Source organism: Actinomyces sp. S6-Spd3, from assembly GCF_000758755.1.
Classification (GTDB): Bacteria; Actinomycetota; Actinomycetes; order Actinomycetales; family Actinomycetaceae; genus Pauljensenia.
This window is the reverse complement of sequence record NZ_JRMV01000016.1, coordinates 1-908: the sequence shown is the minus strand read 5'-3', so window position 1 is coordinate 908 and position 908 is coordinate 1. Positions and strand designations below refer to the sequence as shown.

General features: G+C 54.0%; 1 protein-coding gene and 1 pseudogene. One reads left to right on the top strand and one right to left on the bottom strand.

From position 1 onward, the window contains the following. Nucleotides 1-313, top strand: a pseudogene (locus tag HMPREF1627_RS00130) (heavy metal translocating P-type ATPase); the annotation flags it as partial. A gap of 1 nt (nucleotide 314) precedes the next feature. Here HMPREF1627_RS00130 and HMPREF1627_RS00125 read toward each other — a convergent pair. Next, the coding region (locus HMPREF1627_RS00125) for a DUF4143 domain-containing protein (protein ID WP_034499704.1) at nucleotides 315-908 on the bottom strand (594 nt) is incomplete at its 5' end.

Genomic DNA, 908 nt, shown 5'->3' with positions numbered 1-908 from the left:
TGCCGCTCTTGCCCAAGCTGGTGTTCAAGGCCTGGGCATGGCCATGGGTTCGGGTACCGAAGTAGCAATCGAGGCAGCTGACATCACACTTACCGGCTCCGACCTGCGCTCGGCGGCAACGGCTATCAAAATCTCTCGCAAGACCCTGCGCATAATCAAACAGAACCTGTTTTGGGCGTTTGCCTACAATGTTGCGGCCATTCCCCTAGCCATCGCCGGACTCCTCAACCCCATGATCGCAGGAGCCGCCATGGCTGCCTCTTCCGTCATCGTCGTAAGCAACTCACTAAGACTGCGCAGCGCGGAAAAATAGGTTAAGGCCGCAAAGCAGCCAGGGGGAACGTAAACACCCCGTTTTTCAATGTTGCACTTGGGCCCGTGCCGGTTATTACAGCAAGGAAACGCGGCTCACCCGCATCAATGACCGATGCAGCATCAAGTAACGACTGCGCCCCCTCCTGAATCTGAGAGGCCCCTAACTTAACTTCAACACCGGCCCAGCTCCCGTCTGGGAACGTCAAAATCGCGTCAATCTCCTGACCGTTCGAATTGCGGTAGTGCCGCACCTTTCCGCCAATTGATTCCATACAGACCAGAAGGTCATGTACCACTGCAGACTCAAACAAGAAACCCGTCGTTTGCGGATCCTTATACAAATTCTGCTCAGTTGCATCAAGGGCTGCAGCTGCCAATGCAGGATCCGCCAGATGATACTTTGGCGAAGTCCGTAGCCGAGCCTTTGAACGAAGCTTCGGAGCAAATGCGGGAACCTTCTCAACTACAAACAACCGTTCAAGTAAAGAAACCACATTCGCTGCCGTCTCGGGAGAAAAAGAAGGCGAAACCGAGCGAACATCTTTGGCTAACGTAGCGTAGGAAACTTCAGTGGCAGTATTTCTTGCCAGCGA